The following is an 18,893-nucleotide window of genomic DNA, read 5'->3' on the forward strand; positions in this document are numbered from 1 at the left end:
ACTGGTGTTGCCCCCGGTGAGGGGGGAGGCGTAGCGACACGAAGTGCGCGAAGCCTGGGGGTGAGCTACTGATGGATGCGCGGCTGCTCGACTATTACAACCGCGAGCTCACCTACATGCACGAACTCGGTGCCGAGTTCGCGCAGCGCTATCCCAAGATCGCGGGCCGCCTGGGCATGCGCGGCATCGAGGTCAGCGATCCGTACGTCGAGCGCCTGCTCGAAGGCTTCAGCTTCCTCACCGCGCGCATCCAGCTCAAGATGGACGCGGAGTTTCCGCGCTTCTCGCAGCGGCTGCTGGAGGTGGTGTACCCCAACTTCCTCGCGCCGCTGCCCGCGATGGCCGTGGTGCAGATCGACGGCAACCTCAACGAAGGCTCGCTGAAGGCCGGCTACGAGCTGCCGCGCCACACCATCCTGCGCGGGCGCATGATCAAGGGCGAACAGACGGCGTGCGAGTTCCGCACCGGCCACGCCGTCACGCTGTGGCCCGTGCGCGTGGCCGAGGCCGGCATCGGCCCGGTGCCGGCGGAAATCGCTCATGCCATGCCGGCGGTTGCGCGGCAGGCGAAGAGCGCGCTCACCATCCGGCTCGAAGCGGTGGGCGGCGCGCGCTTTTCCGAGATGCCGCTGGAGCGGCTCGAGTTCTTCCTGTCGGGCGCCGAGCTGCATGCGCTGCGCGTGCTCGAACTCGTGGCGCACCATGCCGTGGGCACCGTATGCCGCAGCGGCCCGGGCAGCACCGCGCGCATCGTGCCGCTCGGCGACGATGCCATCCGCCACGAAGGCTTCGCGCCCGACCAGGCGCTGCTGCCCTACGACGCGCGCTCGTTCCAGGGCTACCGCCTGCTGCACGAGTACTTCGCGTTTCCCGACCGCTACCTGTTCTTCAGCGTCAACAAGCTGCGCGCGGCGGCACAGGCCATGGGCGGCAACACGATGGAAATCGTGATCCTGCTCGATCGCGCCGATGCCGACCTCGAGCGGCTGGTCGATGCCAGGCACTTCTCGCTGTTCTGCACGCCGATCATCAACCTCGTGCCGCGCCGCAGCGACCGTATTCCGGTCGGGCCGGGCCAGCACGAGCACCACGCGGTCATCGACCGCACGCGGCCGCGCGACTTCGAGATCTTCACCGTCGAGCGCGTGACCGGCCACATGGCCAACGGATCGGAAGAGCGCGAGTTCCGGCCCTTCCTGGGTTCGTTCGCGGCGGACGACGGCGACTTCGGCGCCTACTTCTCGCTGCGCCGCGAGCCGCGCCTGGTGTCGGACCGCGCCCGCGCACAGGGCACGCGCACCAGCTACACCGGCAGCGAGGTGTACGTGTCGCTGGTCGACCAGCACGACGCGCCGTTCCCGCACAGCCTGCGCCACATCACGCTCGACGCGCTGTGCACCAACCGCGACCTGCCGCTGCTGCTGCCGACCGGGCTGGAGTCCGATTTCACGCTGCGCGTGTCGGCGCCGGTGCGCTCGATACGCATCCTGCGCGGGCCGTCGCGGCCCTATCCGGCGCTGGCCGAGGGCGCGCTCACCTGGCGGCTCATCAGCCATCTCGGCCTCAACTACCTGAGCCTGACCGACGTCGACGCGACGCAGGGCGCAGCCGCGCTGCGCGAGATGCTCGACCTCTATGGCAACCTGGCCGATCCGGCCGTGCGCCGGCAGATCCAGGGCGTGCGTTCGATGGCGCTGGCGCCGGTCTTCCGCCGCCTGCCCGAACCGGGGCCGATCGTGTTCGGGCGCGGCGTGGAGATCGCGCTGAAGATCGACGAGGTCGCATTCTCCGGCGCGAGCCCGTACCTGTTCGGCGCGGTGCTGGAGCAGTTCTTCAGCCGCCACGTGTCGCTCAATGCATTCACCGAGTTCGCGCTGTCCAGCCTGCAGCGCGGAGAAATCGCGCGCTGGACCCCGCGCATCGGACGCCGCCCCGCCGTATGAGCGAAGAGGGCTTCACCGACGACGTGGGGGCCTTGCCGGTGCGGGACGGCGAGGCCGGGCAGGACTCGGCCGATGTCTGCTACAGCGTCCCGCAGCCCCTGCAAGCCACGCCGGTGGCGCGCGGCCTGCCCGAGGCCTACCCCGAGCTCTGGGCGCAGCTGGTAGACCAGCCTTTCGGGCACGACCTGTTCATGCTGCTGCGCCGGCTCGATGCGCGCAGCGACCATCCGCTGCTCGGCCGCGCGCCGCGCCCCGTCGACGAGCCGCTGCGCCTGGGGCAGGAGCCCTCGATGGCTTTCGCGCCGTCTAACGTGGCGGGCGTCGATGCATCGCAGGACGGTCCGCCGCGCATCTCGATCTACGGCTTCGGCCTGTTCGGTCCCAACGGCCCGCTGCCGCTGCACATGACCGAGTACGCGCGCGAGCGCAAGCGCCACCATGCCGACGACACGCTGAGCGCGTTCGCCGACCTGTTCCATCACCGGCTCATCCTGCTGTTCTACCGGGCCTGGGCCGACGCGCAGTCGGTCAACAGCCTCGACCGCCCCGACGGCCACCGCTTCGTCGACTACGTCGCCAGCCTCATGAACATGGGGCAGCCGGGCCTCAAGGGGCGTGACCGCATCGCCGACCATGCGCGCACGTTCATGGCCGGCCACCTCGTGCGCCAGACGCGCAACCCCGAGGGCCTGATCCAGATCCTGCGGCTGTACTTCGACGTGCCAGTGCGCATCGAGGAATTCGTGAGCGACTGGGTGCGCATCGACGAGCGCCAGCTCAGCACGCTCGGCCACTCGGGCCGCAACCACAGGCTGGGCGGCGGCGCCACCGTCGGCATCGCGGTGCGCGATGCGCAGAGCAAGTTCCGCGTCGAGCTCGGCCCGCTGTCGCACCAGGAGTTCCAGGAGCTTCTGCCCGGCACCAGGCGCCTGCAGCAGGTGGTCGACTGGGTACGCCAGTACGTGGGCATCGAATTCGCGTGGGAGCTTCGGCTCCTGCTGCGCAAGCAGGACGCCCGCGGCATGCAGCTCGGCGGCAGGCAGCAGCTCGGCTGGGGCAGCTGGCTCGGCACGCGCCTCCAGGACACCGACGCGGGCGACATGGTGTTCCAGCCCGAGGCATTGTTTTCCCGTTCCGCATCGGCGGCTCCCACCGACTCAAGTTCATGACAGATATCCGACGCGTCTCGCTTTTCTCCAAGCTCAACCCGATGCTCTACAAGGCATTGGAAACCGCCACCGCCTTCGCCAAGCTGCGCGGCAACGCCTATGTCGAGCTGGTGCACTGGCTGCACCAGATACTGCAGCTGCAGGACAGCGACATGCTGCGCATCATCAAGCGCGCGGGCCTGAACCTCGACGCGGTGGAGAACGACCTGGTGCGCGCGCTCGACCGGCTGCCGCACGGCGCCACCTCGATCAGCGACATCTCGGAGCACGTCGACAACGCGGTCGAGCGCGCGTGGGTGTATGCGAGCCTGCGCTTCGAGGCCACATCCATCCGCGGCGCCTACCTGCTCGCGGGCATCATCAAGACGCCGGGGCTGCGGCAGGTGCTCTCGGGCATTTCGCGCGAATTCGACAAGATCGTGCCCGACGTGCTGGTGGCGCAACTCGCGGCGTGGACCGAAGGTTCGCCCGAAGACGACTACGACGCGGCCGCCGCGCAAGGCGTGCCGGCCGTGGCTTCGGCGAATGCGCACCAGGGCGATGGCGCGCAGGCCGGCGGCTCCGCGCTGGCCAAGTACGCGAGCGACCTCACGGCCAAGGCCCGCGCGGGCGAGCTCGATCCGGTGTACGGCCGCGACGACGAGATCCGCCAGATCATCGACATCCTCATGCGGCGGCGCCAGAACAATCCGCTGTTGACCGGCGAAGCCGGCGTCGGCAAGACGGCGGTGGTCGAGGGGCTGGCCTCTCGCCTCGCGGCCGGCGACGTGCCGCCTTCGCTGAAGGACGTGTCGCTGTGGGTGCTCGACCCCACGCTGCTGCAGGCGGGCGCGGGCGTGAAGGGCGAGTTCGAGCAGCGGCTGCGGCAGGTGATCGACGAGGTCGAGAAGAGCCCGAAGCCCATCGTGCTGTTCGTCGACGAAGTGCACACGCTGGTGGGCGCTGGCGGCACCGCCGGTACCGGCGACGCGGCCAACCTGCTCAAGCCGGCGCTCGCGCGCGGGCGGCTGCGCACCATCGGCGCGACCACCTGGTCGGAGTACAAGAAGTACATCGAGAAAGACCCGGCGCTCACGCGGCGCTTCCAGACCATCCAGGTGCACGAGCCGACCGAGCCGAAGGCGGTGGTCATGCTGCGCGGCATCTCGGCCGAGCTCGAGAAGCACCACGGCGTGCTCATCCTCGACGCCGCGCTCGAGGCGGCCGTGAGCCTGTCGCACCGCTACATCCCGGCGCGCCAGCTGCCCGACAAGGCGGTGAGCCTGCTCGACACGGCATGCGCGCGGGTGGCGCTGAGCCAGCATGCGCTGCCGGCCGCCATCGAAGACCTGCAACGCCGCATCGAGGTGCTGGGCATCGAGTCGGGCATTGCGGGGCGCGAGGCGGCCATCGGCGTGGGCGAGCACCAGCGCGTGGAAGACATCGCGGCGGAGGTGGCGGCGGCACAGGCCGAGCTTGCGCTGCTGGAGACGCGGCGCGTGGAAGAAAGTGCGTTGGTCGAGCGCATCGTGGCGCTGCGCAAGCAACTCTCGCCCGCGGCGGTGCCGGCGCAGGCCGACGACGCCCCGGGAGATGCCCAGGAAGATGCGCAGACGTCGGATGCCGAGCCCGCGATGACCGCGCAGGAGATCCGCGCCGAACTCGCCCAGGCGCAAGACAGGCTCGTGCAGCTGCAGGGCGAGTCGCCGCTCATTCTTGCGGCGGTCGATGCCCAGGCCATCGCCACCGTGGTGGCCGACTGGACCGGCATTCCCATCGGCCGCATGGTGCGCGACGACGCGCAGTCGGTGCTCAAGCTCGGCGAGATTCTCTCGGCCCGCGTGGTCGCGCAGCCCGATGCGCTGGAGACCATCTCGCGGCGCATCCGCACGGCGCGCGCGCGGCTGGACAACCCCAACAAGCCCGTCGGCGTGTTCCTGCTGTGCGGCCCCTCGGGCGTGGGCAAGACCGAGACCGCGTTGGCATTGTCGGAGGCGCTCTACGGCGGCGAGCAGAACCTCGTCACCATCAACATGAGCGAGTTCCAGGAGTCGCACACCGTCTCCACGCTCAAGGGCGCGCCTCCGGGCTACGTGGGCTACGGCGAAGGCGGCGTGCTCACCGAGGCCGTGCGGCGCAGGCCCTACAGCGTGGTGCTGCTCGACGAGATCGAGAAGGCGCACACCGACGTGCACGAGATCTTCTTCCAGGTGTTCGACAAGGGATGGATGGAAGACGGCGAAGGCCGGCACATCGACTTTCGCAACACCGTGATCATCATGACCTCCAACGTCGGCACCGACCTGGTCATGCAATTGTGCGAAGACCCCGCCCTGCGGCCCGACCCCGAGCCGCTGGCCGCCGCGCTGCGCGAGCCGCTGCTGAAGGTGTTCGCGCCCGCGCTGCTCGGCCGCCTGGTTGTAGTGCCTTATTACCCGTTGCACGCGGAAGCATTGCATCGCATCATCCGGCTTCAGCTCGATCGCATCGCTGCGCGCCTGCAGGCGAACCACGGCATTGCATTGGCCTACGACGACAGCGCGGTCGAACTGGTCGCAAGGCGCTGCACGGCCATTGAGTCGGGTGGCCGGATGATCGACGCGATCCTCACGCACACGATCCTCCCGCGGCTGAGCGAGGAAGTCATCGGCGCCACGGTCAGTGCGCGCAAGCTCGCCGCCGTGCGGCTGGGCGCGGCGGGAGACGACTTCCACTACGAATTTTCCGAACACTGAGCGAAGAAAGGGAGCACCGCATGGCCAGAGTCGTCACCGCACACACGCCGCTTCCACCGGACCAGTTGCTGTTCCGTTCGATGCACGGCAAGGAAGCGCTGTCGGAGCTCTTCGAGTTCGAAGTCGACCTGCTGAGCCCCAACACATCCGTCGACATGAAGGCGGTGCTCGGCAAGCCGCTCACGCTCGAGATCGTCACCATCGACGGGACGCCGCGCTATCTCAACGGGCAGATCACGCGCTTCACGATGATCGGGCGCGAAGAGAGTTCGTCGCGCTATGTGGTGTACCGGGCGCTCGTGCGGCCGTGGCTCTGGTACCTCACGCGCACCAGCGACTGCAAGATCTTCCAGAACAAGTCGGTGGTCGACATCCTGGACGAAGTGCTCGGCGAGTACGGGTTCGCGTTCGAGAAGAAGCTCAGCGCCACCTACCGCCAGCGCGACTATTCGGTGCAGTACCAGGAGACCGACTTCGCCTTCGTGAGCCGGCTGATGGAACACGAAGGCATCTACTACTACTTCAGGCACGACGAGAACCAGCACACGCTGGTTCTGGCCGACGACATGGGTGCGCACGACACGCTGCCGGGCTATCCGCGCATCGGCTACCTCGCCAGCGATCGCGCGGGCGAGACGGGCCGCGAAGTCATCGACCAGTGGGAGGTGACCGAGGAGATTCGCCCGGGCACCTACGTGGTCGACGACTTCGACTTCAAGAAGCCCAAGGCCGACCTGCTCAACACGCGCAGCCAGCCGCGCGAGAATGACCACGGCCGCTACGAGATGTACGAGTGGCTCGGCGGCTACAGCGACGCGGGGCAGGGCGAGCACTACGCGCGCATCCGGCTCGAGGAAGCGCAGGCGCAGGCCGAAGTCGACACCGGCCACTGCAACGTGCGCGGCATGGCGCCCGGCTACCGCTTCGACATGCAGAACGCGCCGCGTGACGAGGACAACAAGGAATACCTGATCGTCTCGGTCACGTACAACCTGCGCGAGGGCGGCTATGCGACGGGCAGTCCCGACGGTTTCTACAGCTTCGACTTTGACGTGCAGCCCACGTCGTTTCCGTTCCGTGCGCCGCGCGTCACGCGGATGCCGACCACGCATGGCCCGCAGACCGCGACGGTCGTGGGCCCGCCCGGTGAAGACATCTGGATCGACAAGTACGGCCGCGTGAAGGTGCAGTTCCGCTGGGACCGCTACGGCCAGCGCAACGAGGACAGCTCATGCTGGGTGCGTGTGTCCAGCGCGTGGGCCGGTTCGAACTTCGGCGCGGTGAACCACCCGCGCGTGGGGCAGGAAGTGATCGTCGATTTCATCGCCGGTTGCCCCGACCGGCCGATCATCATCGGCCGTGTCTACAACGCCGACCAGATGCCGCCGCTCGAACTGCCGGCCAAGGCGACGGTCAGCGGCTTCATCAGCCGCACCATCAAGGGCGACGGCGAGCTCGCCAACCATTTCGTGATCGACGACGACCCCGGCAGCGAGTCGATCAAGATGCACGCGCAGAAGGACTTCAGCCTCAGCGTGGAGAACAACGAAACCCACACCGTGGACGGCACGCGCGACACGCTGATCGAGGGCGCGGACACCTACACGACCAACACCTCGCTCGACGAGACGGTCAACGGGCCGCACACGCTGACGGTGAACAAGGGCGGGCCGCAGACGATCACCGTCAACGGCGGCAACCAGTTCATCAAGGTGGATGGCGGCGACCAGCAGGTCGACGTCATCGGCAACCAGACCATCCATGTCACCGGCAAGCGCAAGGACACGGTCGACAGCGGCGAAGAGCGGATCATCGGTACCTCGCTCAAGGAAGACATCGCCGGTCCCCAGACCACCAAGGTGGTCGGCCTGTACACCGAGGAAACCAAGGGCAAGAAGGTGACGGTCGACGGCGACGAGGACTATCTCGTCAAGGGCGCGCAGAAGGTGCATGCGACCACCTCGCTGAAGGCGACGACCGATGGCCCCATGAACCTGGAGAGCACCGCGGCGGACATCACGGTCAAGTCGCCGACCAAGATCGTGCTGGATGCGCCCCATGTCGAGGACAAGTCGGCCAAGAAGGTGACCTTCACGGACTGGGGCATTGCCTTCAAGGGCTTCAACATGGGGATCAACGGGATCAACGTGAGCCTCAACGGTACTTCGCTGTTCGTGAACGGCCTGGTGACCAGCATTGCCGGGCTGAACCTGGGGTTCAACGCCTACTCGCTCACGGGCGCCATCAACAAGTTCGACGTGTATTCCTCCAGCGGTGCGATGGGCCTGTTCACCACCACCCAGACGGTTTTCACGGCGGACAACAGGGCGATGAAGATCGACTTGTCGCAGATCAAGGTGAACCCCAGGGGAATCACCGTCTATCTCTGAAACCGGGGCACGTGTTGGATCTTCTCGCCGTGTGGTTCACCAAGTACTGGTACCTGATCGTTCCCATCGCCGTCATCGCGCTGATCGTGTTCGTGCTGACCACGGTGGCCAAGCGCCATGTCACCCGCGTGATGAGCACACAGAGCACGGTCAACCGCCAGGTGATGGGCACCGATCGCGCCGAGCGGGTGCTTCGTACCGGCCAGCCGGCCGTGGGCGTGGTGCTCGAGAGCCATGACACCGCCACGCGGGTCGAGCGCATCTACATCCTCGTGCGGCTCAAGCTGCAGGTGCAGCCCGGGGATGGATCGCCCGCCTACGAGACCGAACTGGTCGCCCCGATCAGCCCGGTGAAGATTGCCGACTTCGCGCCGGGGCGCTCCGTGAAGCTGCGCTTCGACCCGGTCTCGCGCGAGATCGCCATCGACCAGCCGGTGCGCTGAAGCGGGTGCGCTGCCGCCATGAAGACCATCAAGCCCTTCCGACTGAGCATCATCACGCGGCCCTTCCGACGGCAGCGGCGGGACTTCCTGGGCGTATCGGTCTTCGCCATGGCCAGCCTGGCGCCGGAGCCTTTGCTGATGCCCGACCAGGATCTCTGGAAGCTGGCGGCCGACGAGATCGGGCCGGGCAACGTGCTGGACATGGGCGTGCCGAAGATCGAGCCCGAGTGGCTGGTCAGCGGCTATGCGTACACGGCGCACCAGGACGACAAGACGCTGTGCGCGGCCCAGGCCGTCTTCCATGGCCAGGCCAAGTCGCTGCTGGTGAGCGGGGACCGCTACTGGCTCGACGGCCGGGCGACGGCCGCACAGCCGTTCGAGCGCCTGAAGCTCGATTGGGCACATGCCTATGGCGGACCGGGCGAGGCCGAAAACCCGGAAGGCATCGGCAGCTTCGATGAAGTGATCAACGGCGTCCGTACGCGCCGGCTTCCCAATGTCGAGTTGCCCGGCGCGCGCCAGGACACACCCGGGCGGCGCGTAGTGGCCGCGGGCTTCGGCGCGGTGCCCCCCGATCGGCCGCAGCGGCTCGGGCTGATGGGGCGCGCCTACGACCAGCAGTGGCTGCAGCACGACTACCCCGGTTTCGCCGATGACATGGACTGGCGCTACTTCAATGCCGCGCCCGCCGACCAGCGCCTGCCCGGCCAGAGCGAACTGCCGCCGGGCGCCGCCTACGAACTGTGGAACATGCACCCGCGGCAGCCGGTGATGCGCGGCCAGCTGCCTGATTGGCAGGCGCGCTGTTTCGCCAGCTTCCAGAAAGACGGCGGTGCGCTGTCGGAGATCGCGCTGCGCCTGAGCACGGCCTGGTTTTTTCCGCACGCCGAGCGGGTCATCCTGGTCTGGCACGGTGCATCGCCCATCGCGGAAGACGACGCGGCCGACGTCAAGCACATCATGCCCGCGCTCGAATTGCGCGGACAGCCGCGGCCGATCGCCCACTACCAGCAGGTGCTGCAGCAGCGCATCGACCCAGCCAAGGCGGTGCTGGTCCTGCGCGACAGCGACCTGGTGCCCAAGGAGGTCATGGGGCCGTGGGCGGGCGAGCAGATGCCCGATATCGCCTCGCTCCCGATGGTGCGCAACCTGCGCGCGGGCCGTCTGCGCGAGCGCGAACGCCTGCGCGCCCGTCTGCAGGAACAGGGCCTGGATCCCGAACGCTATCTGCCGCCCCTGGCCGAGCCGGACCTGCAGCCACCGGCCTCCATCGACGATCTGCCCGATTTCGCCGAAAAGGCCGACCGGGCCTTCGAGCAGATGCGCCAGACGGCACTCGCCCGCGGCGCCGAGGGCCGCGCCCAGGCCGTCGCGCAGGGCATGCCGGCTGCCGCTCATCCCGATGTCGACATCCCGCCGCTGTCGCAGATGGATCCGCGCGAGCTGTCCGGCGAGATCAAGGCGAGCATCGACAAGGCCATGGCCGAGGTGGCCTCGCGGACCGGCAAGCCTTTGCAGCGCCGATTCGACCCGGACAGCCTGCTGCGCGACCTCGCGCGCATGGAGGAAGACGCGGCGCGCGAGCGCCCGACACCCCGTACCGCCGAGGAAGCCGCCGAAAGCGCGCGTCTGCGCGAACAGGCCGGGCGCAGCGTGCGCCTGGGCCACCTCCATGGCGCGCACCTGCTCGAGCCGGCGCCGCCGGCCAGCAGCTTGCGTTCCAGGCGGCTGCGGCGGCGCCTCGAGGCCGCGGCCAGCGGCGAGCGTCGTTTCGCGGGCATGAACTTCGTCGGCGCCAATCTCTCGGGCATGGATCTGCGAGGCGCCGACTTCACCGGAGCGAACCTCGAAGACGTCGACTTCAGCGACGCGCGGCTCGATGGCTGCAACTTCACGCGCGCGGTGCTCGCGCGCGCGCGGCTGGCCCGGGCTTCGCTCACCGATGCGCGGCTGGACGAGGCCAACCTGGGTGGGGCGCAATGCGAAGGCGTGAACTTCACGGGCGCGAGCTTCGTGAACACGCGATGCAACAAGACCGTTTTTCGCTCCTGCCTGCTCGCGCGTGCCGCGTTCGACCAGGCCGACCTGTTCGAAAGCGAATGGGCGCGCTGCGATGCGCGCGGCTCCCGGTGGGAGCAGATGGCGATGGTCAAGCTGGCACTGGAAGACATCGCTTTCGACGACGCCGCGTTCAAGCAGGTGAGCTGGATCGAGTGCCGCTTCAAGGGGGCATCCTTCGTGCGAGCCTCGCTGGACGCCTGTGCTTTCGTCACCGTCGATGCGCACGAGGGCGTCGACTTCACCGAGGCCAGCTTCGTTACCTGTTCCTTCGTGCATGGCTGCAGCCTGGTGCAGGCCGTGTTCCGCGCCGCTTCGCTGCGGCAGTGCGGCCTGCGCGGCGCCATATTGGTCGGCGCCGATCTCGCGGGGGCGCGGCTCGAAGGCTGCGACTTCTCCGAATGCGACCTGCGGCGCGCGCGGCTGGAGGCATTGCATGCCGGCGAGAGCCTGTTCATTCGCGCGGACCTGCGCGAAGCTTCGCTGCGCGGCGCCAGCCTCATCGACGCCAATCTTTCGAAGGCCGATCTGCGCTTTGCCAGCCTGCAGGACGCCAATCTGTTCCGAGCCGACGTGTCGCAGGCCGCCATCGACGGCTCGACCACCTTCATCGGCGCCTACACCCAGGGCGCCAAGACCTTGCCCGCAAGAAAGACTGAGCCGGTTCGATGAAAGTCGAGGAACTTCTGGACAAGATCCGGCATGGCGAACCGGTGGTCGGGGCGAGCTTCGCGGGCCAGGATCTCGGCGGCATCGACTTGTCGGGCGCCCAGCTGGAGCGTGTCGACCTGAGCCGCGCGAATCTGCGCGGTGCCAGCCTCGACGACAGTGCGCTGACGCAATGCAAGCTCGACCAGGCCGACCTGTCGGCCGCCAGCCTGAAGGGCGCGCGCGTGTTCCGGTGTCGGCTGGAGGCCGCGCAGCTCGTGCGCGTGTTCATGCAGGACACCAACTTCTTCGAATCCTCGCTGGGCCACGCGGATTTCGGGAACGCGCAAATGGAGCGCGTGGCTTTCACCCGGTGCGAGCTAGGGCATGCTGTGCTCAAGCCGAGCATCTGCGATCAGATCGTCGTCACCGAATCAACGGTCGACCAGCTCGACTGCCGTGGGGCACGGCTGTTGCACCTGATGTTCTTCCGCATGGATCTGCGCACGGTGCAGTTCGCCCAGGCCCAATGCGACGCTTCGATCCTGATGGAGTGCAATCTCGAAGGTCAGCGCCTGCAGCACACGGCCTTCCTGCGCTGCCAGTTCACCGACAGCGCGATGGCAGCCGTCGATTTCAGCGGTGCAGTGCTCACGCAGAGCAACTTCAAGGGCGCCACGCTGACCAGGGCGAACTTCAGCGGCGCGGATGCCGCCCAGGCCATGTTCCCCGAGGCCGATCTGCGTGAAGCGAATTGCAGCGACGCCGTCTTCGATCAGTCGATCTGGGCCGACGCCAAGCTCGAGGGAGCCGATTTCAGCCGCTCGCGCCTGCCACTGAGCGTGTTCCATCGCGCAAAGGCAGGCAATGCCGGCTTCCGCGAGGCGGACCTGCATGACGCCGATTTTTCCTATGCCGATCTGCACGGCGCGGATCTGCGCGATGCGCGCTTTCTGCGCACCCGCTTTCATCGCGCAGAGCGCACGGGTGCGCGTTTTTCGGGCAGCGGCGGCATCGTCGAAAACGATCCGGAGCTGTTCAAGGCCCAGGAGATCCGGCATCCGGGCTGACGTCGCCAAGCCTGCACGTTCCACTGTTCATCCATCAAACAAGGAGATCTCCATGCCAGTCGTCTCACTGCGCAAAGCCTCGAAGCTGACGGCTCCGGTGCACTTCCAGGGGGTGGTCACCGCATTGCTGCCGGACGGGCGCGTCACCGTCGACGACGAGGACGGTGCCGCCTGGATCTGCCGTCGCGCGGCCAGCTGCCTGCTCAAGCCCGCCAGCGGCGACACCGTGCTGGTGTCCGGTCCCGACAGCGCGCGTGCCTACCTGATCGCGGTGATCGAGCAGGCCGACGCGTCATCGAGCTGCATCGAGGCGGCGGGCGATGTCACCTTCGCGCCCAGCGGCAACGGCCGGGTGACCATCGCGAGCGCTTCGGAGCTCAGGCTTCGCTCGGAAAAACGCTTCGTGCTCAAGACGGAAGAGGGCGAGTGCGAAATCGGCGAACTGCGGCTGGTCACGCGCTCCGTGCAGGCGGCGGCCGGAAGCGTCCGGCTGGTCGGCAAGGTCTTCGAGACCGTGGCCGACCGCATCGTGCAAATGGCGCGCCAGACGCTGCGCCTGACGGATGAAGTCGACCAGGTGCGAGCCGGCCACATGGACTACAAGGCCGGCGAAACGGTGCGCATCCACGGCCACCACACGGTGGTCACCGGCCAGGAGCTGGTGAAAGTGGACGCGGCGCAGATCCACATGGGCTAGGCAAGGAGGTACCAGATGTTTGCCAACTGTCAGCTCATGGGGATGGACATGGCGTTCCCCGACGTCTGCAAGTCGCCGGTGCCCATTCCATACCCGAACATGGCATTGGGGCCGATGGCCATTCCGAATGCCTGGAACATCCTCTTCATGGCGATGCCGGCGCACAACATGGCGACGACCACGCCGATCACCCTGGGGGACCAGCCCGGGGTGCTGGGCGGGGTCGTGTCCCAGACGTTCATGCAGCAATCGCGGCATGTGACGGGCGCATTCACCGTGCTTCTCAAGGGTACGCCGGCCACGCGGGTCACCAGCATCACGGTGCAGAACCGTTGCAACATCGTCGGCATGCGCGTCGTGCCGAGCCAGTTCAAGGTGCTGATGCTGGCGCCCTGAAGGCGCATCGATTCAGACCGGCCCCGCCAGCGTCACCTGCTGCGGAAACCCCACCCACACGGCCAGCGCGGAGTAGTTGTCCTGCGTCTCGTCGGCCTTGGCCTCGGCCGCGCGGCGCAGCAGCGCGAGCCATTCTTCGGCGCTGTCGGCCAGTTGCAGCGAGCGCTCCATCACCTGCTGGGAGATCAGCTGCCAGAGCCCGTCGGTGCACAGCAGGAACGCGTCGCCGTCGGCCAGGCGCTGCGTCGCGGTGATAGTGGCCTCGGCCGCGGCGCGCGCGCCGAGCGCGCGGTACAGCAGATTGGTCTTCACCAGTCGCTCGCCGCCGTGGTGCTGGCTCGCGGCGGCGTCGCCCGAGCGTTCCGACAGGCTGTGGTCTTCGGTGCGCTGCATCAGCGCGCCGCGGCGGAACCAGTAGAGGCGGCTGTCGCCCACGTGGGCCCAGCAGGCCTGGTTGCTCGCCCGGTCGACGAACAGCGAAACGAAGGTCGCGCTCATGCGGCTGCGGTCGGCAAGTTCGCGCTGCTTCGCGAGGATGGCGTCGTTCGCCGCCTTCACGCAGCGCTGGATGTTGCCGGCGGCCAAAGAAGGGTCGTCGACGAAGGTGTCGAGCGCGGTGTCGACCGCAATGCGCGAGGCCAGTTCGCCGCCCGCGTTGCCGCCCACGCCGTCGCTCACCACGAAGCAGCCGTTGCGCTCGTCGAGGTGGTAGCCGATGGCGTCCTGGTTGCCGCTGCGCTCGCCCACGCAGGAGAACTGCGAGGTCGAGATCGGCACGGCGAAGGACGACGAGGAAGAGCGGGCGGCTTCAACCACGGCGCGCCTCCTTCAGCCGTTCCATCTCCTTGTCGTAGGCCTGCTGGAAGGCGCGGCCGAACACGGCCTGGAAGTCGTCCTCCACGGCCGACGTGGTCTCGGCATGCAGCGCCTGCAGCTGGCGCCACAGGCGCGCCTCGCGGCCGCCGGGCAGCAACTTCTCGCCGATGCCGCCGTCGTGCGGCGTGTCGCGGCTGAGCGCCGCGGGATCGAAGCGCTGCAGCAGCGTGAGCAGCGCGGCACGCATGCCGGCGACCATGCCGAGCTGGTGCGACTGCAGGTCGCCGAGCGCGTCGTGCACGGCGGCCTCGGGCGGCAGGAAGCCGGGCATGCGCGCGCCGAACATCTGCATCAGCACCGCGCGGCCGTTGGGCAGGATCTTGAACGGGTTGTTCTCCTCGTCCACGATCATCGTGATCTCGGCGCGGACCTCGCGCTTGAGCATGGCGCGCGATGACAGCAGCTCGATGGTGCCGTCGGTGAAGGCCCGCATGATGCGACCCAGGCGCTGCATGGCCTCGATGTCGAGCGGCTGCTGGCCGGCGATCTCGGGCACGCCCGCGCCTTCGAGGAAAGCCTTGAAGAGGGCTTCGGACGAAGAGTCGGCAGTGGGCGCAGTGGGTTGCGGCTGCGGTGGTGGCGTGGCCGGTGCGGCGACCACTGGCGGTGGCGCGGGAGGCGGTGGAGGAGGAGGCGGCGGTGGAGGAGGAGGTGCCTGCTCGATCGTCTCCACGGCGACGACAGGTGCCGGCGCAGGCGCGGGAGGGGGTGCAGGCACGGGCGCGGGCGCCACCGGCAACGGCGGACGGAACTGCGCCGTCACCTCTCGCGCATGGTTCGAATGGCTGTACCCCGGCACGGCCGGCTTGTTGTTCTGCAGCAGGTCGAGCGCGGGATGCACGTCGCCGGGCAGCCCTGCGTCGTGTTGCGTCAGCGCGGTCGGGCGCGGGTCGGAGAGCGGCGAATGCGCGCTGTCGTCGGCCGCGAAGAAAGAGAGTGGATCGACCCCGCGCCTGAGCGCGATGTCGGACATGTCCTGGGTCGCCTGCGGGTTCATTTCCGCGAGCGGGTCGATGGGGTTGCGGCGCGCCTGCGACGGCAGCTCGAAGGGCTCGTGCGCCATCGGGTCTGGCATGGGCGCGGGCGTGGTGTCGATGCGGCGCGGCGCGTTCGCGAGGATGGCGTCCCAGTCTTCGGCGGAAGGAATCTGCGACGAGGCCGGGGCTGCCGACTTCGGCGGTACCTGCGCGGGCATGGGTGGCGGGGGCGGTACCGGCACATGCACCTGAACGGCAGGCGAGGGAGGCGGCGGCACCGGCGCGCGCGGCATCGGCATCGGCGGCGGCATTGCCACGGTGGGCTGCGTTTCGCCGATGGGCAGGGCGCCTTCGCCGAACAGGTCGGAGAACACGTCGGAGCCTGAAGAAGCCGGCAGCAAGGCGTCGATGGGCGCGGACGAAGCCGGCGCCGGCGCGAACGGCTGTGGCGCCGGCATCGAAGCAGGAGGAGGGAGAGAGGGCGGTGGCGATGGCGGCGGCGGCGGTGGCGCGGCCACCACGGCCGGGGCTGCGCGCTGCGCGCTCGCGGCCTCCAGGACGTAGCTGCCGATCGCCACGCGGTCGCCGTCGGCCACGCGGGCTTCCTGCTCGTGCACCAGTGTTTGCCCGTTGACGCTGATGGGCAGCACCGCGCTCATGTTGCGAAGCACCGCCGAGCCGTCTTCGTCGAAGCGCACCGTGGCTTGCAGGCGCGAGATCTGTCGCTGCTCGTCGGGCAGCACGAGGTGGTTGTCGGGGCTGCGCCCGATCGTTCCTCCGGGTGCGGCCAGCAGCGCCGAGGGGCCCGAGGCCACCGGCTTGCCGGCATGTTCGATCACCGTCCAACGCATGGCATCTCCATGTTCTTGTGGCGCCCGCGCAAGCTGCGCAGGGCGCGGGGACCGGCGTGGCCGGTCAACGCTTCATTCGCTTCGCGGCTTCGAAGGCCGGGCCCCACACGGGGTGCTTGCGCTCGGCCACGTTGAGGTCGAAGTTCGGGAAGGCGTCGAGGATCTTGCGGAACTGCGCGCGGCACTCGGGCACCTGGTTTGCCACGCAGTAGCTGAAGGCCTCGAGCTTCATCGCGTCGAGGCGCGTGGCCGGCTCCGCGCCGTCGAACACCGACACGCCTCCGCTCTTGAGCGTGCTGATGGCCCTGGCGTAGTCGCCTTCGTCATAAGCCTGTTGCGCGCGCTCGAGGGTGGTGCGCGCAACCTGCTGGCTCAGGCGCTCGGGTTGCGGTGCGGGCTCGGGCGGCGGCGGGGTCGTGCACCCCGTGATCACGCAAAGAGTGAACGCCAGAGCAGGCAGACATGACTTCAATCTTCTCTCCTACTTTGCGAAAGCAATGTTCGAGGCAGTGTGCCGCAGTGTTGCGACAGCGACGCTGATGCGCATGGTGAATGCGCATGACTTCGATAATATAGGCCGCGAACCAGCCAGGGAGATATCAATGCATCGACGAAGCCTGCTGCAAGGCGCACTTGCATCCACACCGTTGTTGGCGGGCCTCAGTGGGTGCGCTTCCACGGCAAAGTCATTGCCCACACCGTATGCCGTCACCGTGCGCATCGACGACGGCGTGAACCCCGACGGACGCGGCCAGGCAGCGCCCATCCTGGTGAAGGTGTTCGAGCTGAAATCTTCCGGCAACTTCGAGACGGCAGACTACTTTGCACTACAGGACCGCGACCGCGAGACGCTGGCAACGGAACTCGTGAACGCCGACCAGGCCATCATGCGCAGCGGCGAGGAGCGCGTCTTCAAGCGCGAGGCGGGTCTCGATTCGCGCGCCATCGGCATCATCGCGGGCTACCGCAAGCTGGAAGCCGCGCGCTGGCGCATCGTGCTGCCGCTCAAGGAGCCGAAGCAGACGAACCTGTACAAGGTCTGGCAGTTCTCGCCTAGCGAGCAGGCCGTGCAGGTCGTGGTGCGCAAGAGTGGCATCGAGGTGCTACCAAGTCGTTAATTTTCTGCACTCCCTAGTACGAAAGTGCGAGAAATCCGCGCTTGAAAAGCGGTGCAAATCGTAAGACGCGCCGTGTAGCATCGGAGCAAAAAAATCGTTCGATGGGAGGGCGTCCGTGCATGCGCCTTCCGCTTCCATGTGAGCACTCCCAGGAGGTTCTTTGGTGACAGTTCGCAATCAGGGCGCTGGAAGAAACGGCGTTCATCCGCAGGCGTTGGCGAATAGGGTGGTGTGGTCCGAGGGCATGTACCTGCGGCCGCAGCATTTCCAGCAGCTCGAGCGTTACGTCGAGCAATACGTGACGCGTCGCACCGCCGGCCTGCAAGGCGCTTATTGGGGTTGGCTGCATCTCGAGATAGATCGCGATGCCTATGCGCTGGGCCGCGTGTCGCTGCTCGGCGGCGCGGGCGTGCTGCCCGATGGCACGCCGTTCTCCTTCGGTGCCGAAGACGCACCGCTGCCCTATGAAGTGCCCAACGACCTGACCGATGAGCTCATCGTGCTCGCACTGCCGCTGCGCAGGCCGGGCAGCGAAGAGATCATCTTCGCGGAGGACGAAGGTTCGGCCGCGCGCTTCGGCGTGATCGAGCGCGAGGTGAACGACGGCAACGCGGTCGCGCTGGGGCCGGCGGTGCTGCAGCTTGCCGCGCCGCGCCTGCGCCTTGCGCGCGCGTCTTCGCTCACCGCCGAATGGCAGGCCATCGGCGCGGTGCGCGTGATCGAACGCCGCACCGACCACAAGCTGGTGGTCGACGCCAACTACATTCCGCCTGTGCTCGATGCTTCCGCGCACACCATGCTGCGCAGCATGATCGCGGAGCTGCACGGCCTGCTCACGCAACGGTCCGAGGCACTGGCCTCGCGGCTGTCACAGCCCGGGCGCGGCGGCGTGAGCGAGGTGTCCGACTTCCTGCTGCTGGAGCTGGTCAATCGCTATCTCGCGCTCACGTGGCATGCACAGCAGGCGGTGCAGGTGCACCCCGAGCAGCTGTTCATCGACTGGCTCAAGCTGGCCTGCCACCTGGCGACGCACACTTCGCCCACGCGGCGCCCGGTGCTGTGGCCGGTGTACGACCACGACAACCTCAACGAAAGCATTCGTCCGCTGATGGAAGAGCTGCGGCGTTCGCTGTCGGCCGTGCTCGAGCAGAGCGCGATCGCCATCGAGCTCGAGGAGCGCAGCCACGGCGTGCGCGTGGGCCGCATGCCCGACCCGGTGCTGGTGCGCAACGCGGGCTTCGTGCTCGCGGTGCATGCCGACCTGCCGGCCGACGCCATCCAGCAGCGCTTCCCCACGCAGGTGAAGATCGGCTCGGTCGAGCGCATCCGCGACCTCGTGCAGCTGCAGCTGCCGGGCGTGACCGTGCGCCCGCTGCCGGTGGCGCCCAGGCAGATTCCGTACAACGCGGGCTACCACTACTTCGAACTCGACAAGAGCGGCGACATGTGGCGCCAGCTCGAGAAGTCGGGCGGCGTGGCCATGCACCTGGCCGGTGACTTTCCCGGGCTGGCCATGGAGTTCTGGGCCATCCGTCCGTGAGGG

At 68.0% G+C, this 18,893-nt stretch carries 14 protein-coding genes; 11 read left to right on the plus strand and 3 right to left on the minus strand.

Features of this window, described 5'->3' with window-relative positions:
* Positions 1-71 precede the first annotated feature (71 nt).
* Genes tssF through QRN67_RS10365 form a run of 9 tightly spaced genes read left to right on the plus strand, consistent with a single transcriptional unit; the run spans position 72 to position 13,528 of the window.
* On the plus strand, positions 72-1,943 hold the full coding sequence (gene tssF / locus QRN67_RS10325; protein ID WP_081268114.1) for a type VI secretion system baseplate subunit TssF: 1,872 nt from the start codon (positions 72-74) through the stop codon (positions 1,941-1,943).
* Positions 1,940-3,112, plus strand: coding sequence for a type VI secretion system baseplate subunit TssG (gene tssG, locus QRN67_RS10330; RefSeq protein ID WP_285411675.1), 1,173 nt, complete (start codon positions 1,940-1,942; stop codon positions 3,110-3,112). The genes tssF and tssG overlap by 4 nt, the downstream gene beginning before the upstream one ends.
* Complete coding sequence (gene tssH, locus QRN67_RS10335; RefSeq protein ID WP_285411676.1) at positions 3,109-5,826, plus strand: type VI secretion system ATPase TssH; 2,718 nt, start codon at positions 3,109-3,111, stop codon at positions 5,824-5,826. Before tssG ends, tssH begins: the two co-directional genes overlap by 4 nt.
* A 20-nt stretch (positions 5,827-5,846) precedes the next feature.
* Positions 5,847-8,216 carry a type VI secretion system Vgr family protein gene (locus QRN67_RS10340; protein WP_106936134.1) on the plus strand — a complete coding sequence of 790 codons (2,370 nt, stop codon included), beginning with the start codon at positions 5,847-5,849 and terminating at the stop codon, positions 8,214-8,216.
* Positions 8,217-8,227: 11 nt separating this feature from the next.
* Complete coding sequence (locus tag QRN67_RS10345) at positions 8,228-8,659, plus strand: hypothetical protein (RefSeq protein WP_285411677.1); 432 nt, start codon at positions 8,228-8,230, stop codon at positions 8,657-8,659.
* An 18-nt stretch (positions 8,660-8,677) separates the two neighbouring features.
* Positions 8,678-11,389 carry a DUF2169 family type VI secretion system accessory protein gene (locus tag QRN67_RS10350; protein ID WP_285411678.1) on the plus strand — a complete coding sequence of 904 codons (2,712 nt, stop codon included), beginning with the start codon at positions 8,678-8,680 and terminating at the stop codon, positions 11,387-11,389.
* Entirely contained in the window at positions 11,386-12,435 is a 1,050-nt protein-coding gene (locus tag QRN67_RS10355; RefSeq protein WP_285411679.1) for a pentapeptide repeat-containing protein, read from the plus strand. Before QRN67_RS10350 ends, QRN67_RS10355 begins: the two co-directional genes overlap by 4 nt.
* A 52-nt stretch (positions 12,436-12,487) precedes the next feature.
* The gene (locus QRN67_RS10360) at positions 12,488-13,132 is read left to right on the plus strand and encodes a DUF3540 domain-containing protein (protein ID WP_285411680.1); all 645 of its coding nucleotides are present in this window, start codon (positions 12,488-12,490) and stop codon (positions 13,130-13,132) included.
* Between the two features lie 15 nt (positions 13,133-13,147).
* Positions 13,148-13,528: a DUF4150 domain-containing protein gene (locus QRN67_RS10365; protein ID WP_106936129.1), complete on the plus strand. Its 381-nt coding sequence runs from the start codon at positions 13,148-13,150 to the stop codon at positions 13,526-13,528.
* A 12-nt stretch (positions 13,529-13,540) separates the two neighbouring features.
* Here the strand turns inward: QRN67_RS10365 and QRN67_RS10370 are convergent, their stop codons facing one another.
* The 3 genes from QRN67_RS10370 to QRN67_RS10380 form a co-directional block, all read right to left on the minus strand.
* Positions 13,541-14,344, minus strand: coding sequence for a PP2C family protein-serine/threonine phosphatase (locus QRN67_RS10370; RefSeq protein WP_106936128.1), 804 nt, complete (start codon positions 14,342-14,344; stop codon positions 13,541-13,543).
* Positions 14,337-16,232 carry a type VI secretion system-associated FHA domain protein TagH gene (gene tagH, locus QRN67_RS10375; protein ID WP_285411681.1) on the minus strand — a complete coding sequence of 632 codons (1,896 nt, stop codon included), beginning with the start codon at positions 16,230-16,232 and terminating at the stop codon, positions 14,337-14,339. The genes QRN67_RS10370 and tagH overlap by 8 nt, the downstream gene beginning before the upstream one ends.
* A gap of 64 nt (positions 16,233-16,296) precedes the next feature.
* Positions 16,297-16,704 carry a TssQ family T6SS-associated lipoprotein gene (locus QRN67_RS10380; RefSeq protein ID WP_285411682.1) on the minus strand — a complete coding sequence of 136 codons (408 nt, stop codon included), beginning with the start codon at positions 16,702-16,704 and terminating at the stop codon, positions 16,297-16,299.
* A 130-nt stretch (positions 16,705-16,834) separates the two neighbouring features.
* On the opposite strand from QRN67_RS10380, the gene tssJ reads away from it, so the two are divergent.
* Positions 16,835-17,350 (plus strand): type VI secretion system lipoprotein TssJ, encoded by a 516-nt coding sequence (gene tssJ / locus QRN67_RS10385; RefSeq protein WP_081268126.1) that lies wholly within the window; start codon positions 16,835-16,837, stop codon positions 17,348-17,350.
* 244 nt (positions 17,351-17,594) lie between these two features.
* Positions 17,595-18,890 (plus strand): type VI secretion system baseplate subunit TssK, encoded by a 1,296-nt coding sequence (tssK, locus tag QRN67_RS10390; RefSeq protein WP_234382947.1) that lies wholly within the window; start codon positions 17,595-17,597, stop codon positions 18,888-18,890.
* Positions 18,891-18,893: the final 3 nt, after the last annotated feature.

Origin of the sequence: Variovorax sp. efr-133-TYG-130 (genome assembly GCF_030208835.1) — a bacterium.
Classification (GTDB): Bacteria; Pseudomonadota; Gammaproteobacteria; order Burkholderiales; family Burkholderiaceae_C; genus Variovorax.

Bases quoted from the DNA above. Each gene is read 5' to 3' on its own strand.
- QRN67_RS10365 (WP_106936129.1), top strand. From the start codon at position 13,148: ATGTTTGCCAACTGTCAGCTCATGGGGATGGACATGGCGTTCCCCGAC.
- QRN67_RS10355 (WP_285411679.1), top strand. From the start codon at position 11,386: ATGAAAGTCGAGGAACTTCTGGACAAGATCCGGCATGGCGAACCGGTG.
- tssF (WP_081268114.1), top strand. From the start codon at position 72: ATGGATGCGCGGCTGCTCGACTATTACAACCGCGAGCTCACCTACATG.
- QRN67_RS10360 (WP_285411680.1), top strand. From the start codon at position 12,488: ATGCCAGTCGTCTCACTGCGCAAAGCCTCGAAGCTGACGGCTCCGGTG.
- QRN67_RS10350 (WP_285411678.1), top strand. From the start codon at position 8,678: ATGAAGACCATCAAGCCCTTCCGACTGAGCATCATCACGCGGCCCTTC.
- tssK (WP_234382947.1), top strand. From the start codon at position 17,595: ATGTACCTGCGGCCGCAGCATTTCCAGCAGCTCGAGCGTTACGTCGAG.
- tssG (WP_285411675.1), top strand. From the start codon at position 1,940: ATGAGCGAAGAGGGCTTCACCGACGACGTGGGGGCCTTGCCGGTGCGG.
- tssJ (WP_081268126.1), top strand. From the start codon at position 16,835: ATGCATCGACGAAGCCTGCTGCAAGGCGCACTTGCATCCACACCGTTG.
- QRN67_RS10340 (WP_106936134.1), top strand. From the start codon at position 5,847: ATGGCCAGAGTCGTCACCGCACACACGCCGCTTCCACCGGACCAGTTG.
- tagH (WP_285411681.1), bottom strand. From the start codon at position 16,232: ATGCGTTGGACGGTGATCGAACATGCCGGCAAGCCGGTGGCCTCGGGC.
- tssH (WP_285411676.1), top strand. From the start codon at position 3,109: ATGACAGATATCCGACGCGTCTCGCTTTTCTCCAAGCTCAACCCGATG.